The sequence below is a fragment of the Olivibacter sp. CPCC 100613 genome (assembly GCF_036959255.1).
GTDB lineage: Bacteria > Bacteroidota > Bacteroidia > Sphingobacteriales > Sphingobacteriaceae > Olivibacter.
In genome coordinates this window covers 1-1,859 of the sequence record NZ_JAWMTI010000028.1, presented here as the reverse complement: position 1 = coordinate 1,859, position 1,859 = coordinate 1, and the positions used below count along the sequence as shown (strand labels likewise).

Here is a 1,859-nt window from a genome sequence, read left to right as displayed (position 1 = left end):
TTTCTATGTTCGATCATTACACCTTTGGGCCGTCCGGTTGAACCCGAGGTGTATATGACATATGCAAGGTCTTCTGCAACAGGTGCATTTAATACGGGTGGAACATCCGCGTGCCAAACGGACGGTGCCGTTCCGTCCACCAGGTCCAGTCCATCGATACCAACAAGCGATGTCCGTCCCGATGTATCGCATATCGTTACCTGTAAACCCGTATCTTTGACCATGTAGGACAATCTGTCGACCGGGTAGTCCGGATCTAGGGGAACATATGCACCGCCTGCTTTCAGTATGCCCAGAATCCCAACTATCAGCCATTCTGTCCGGTCCATGCAGATCCCTACCAAGCTCTCCCGCCCAACCCCATGGCAGTATAGATGACTCGCAAGACGGTCCGTCAGCTGATCAAGTTCCGAATAACTCAAACGGTGTTCTCCGGAGACAAGCGCCGTACAATCTCCATATTTTTGCGCGGTTTCGCGGAACAGGTCCACTATTGTCTTATCCCTCGGATAGGGAGCCTTGCGATAACCTAAACCCCTGGATAGTTCCGCCTCCTCCGCTTCGGTCAGCATCCGGAGCAGCCCGACCTTGGTGTCTGGACCCACAACTGCCGATACCAAAATCTCCAGATAGTGTCCCAGCATCCGTTCTACACTTGCCCGGTGGTAAAGGTCACTACAGTATTCAATACCCAATACTCCTTCCTCACCTTTCTCACCGACTGTAAACGTCAGGTCGAACTTACTGGAACTTACGCCAGAAGGTATCTGTTCCAGTTCCAAACCTCCCAGGAGAGGTCTCTCCGGATTCGCAGAACTGTCTTCGTAAGTAAACATCACCTGAAAAAGCGGAGTCCTGCCAAGGTCGCGCTCCGGCGCCACGGCCTCAACTATTTTCTCGAAAGGAACATCCTGATATTCATAAGCGCCCAAGATATTTTCCTTAACCTGTGAAAGAAGAGCCAGGAATCCCTCTTCCCCATCCACCGTACTCCGAATCGCAAGCGTATTTACAAAAAAACCAATCAGTCTTTCCGTCTCCTCGTGTATACGTCCGGCTATCGGACTGCCGACACATATATCCGATTGTCCGCTGTAGCGATAGAGCAGAACCTGGAAAACTGTCAGATAAAACATATAGGGGGTAACTCCTTCCTGCACACACATCTTCCTCACCCCATCAAGGATATGGGCGGGTATGGCAGCATAAACATGCCCCCCGCGAGTGCTCTGCACCAATGGACGTCTCTTATCAGTAGGAAGAAGTAACGGTTCCAGACCTTCAAGCCGATCTTTCCAATATTTAAGCCGGCCCTGGAGATAGGCACCGCTGACCTGTTCCCGTTGCCATACCGCATAATCCCCATACTGCACGGGAAGCTCCGCTAGACCGGTGCCCAGGCCATCGACAATGCTGCCGTAAAGGCGGTCCAGTTCCCCCATCAGTATCCCCCACGACCATCCGTCGAAAGCGATATGGTGAAGTGTAAGTACAAGGATATCCTTTCCTTCCCCACGCTGCAGCAGGTCTGCACGCAGCATATAGTCCGAGGAAAGATCAAAGGGCTTCCCCATAAGGATCTCTATATACCGATCCACGTCATCCCCAATGCCGAGACGGTGCCGTCCAAGAGTCCAACCCTCCGTACCCATAACCCGCTGGTAACCTTCTCCTTCCCTCTCCACGACAACGCTCCGCAGTACCTCGTGACGTTCCATCACAAGCCGAAAACTGGCCTCAAGGAGGTCCACATCCACCAAACCTCCTCGGATACCGTACACAACCGGAACATGGTAGTGAACGCTCCCCTCAAGCCGATCAATGAACCATAAACGCTCCTGACTATAAGATAATGGGTA

General features: G+C 52.2%; 1 protein-coding gene. It reads right to left on the bottom strand.

Features of this window, described 5'->3' with window-relative positions:
• Positions 1–1,823 (bottom strand): non-ribosomal peptide synthetase (locus RYH73_RS26505; protein WP_335316461.1); only part of this gene is annotated, 1,823 nt, incomplete at its 3' end.
• Positions 1,824–1,859 lie beyond the last annotated feature (36 nt).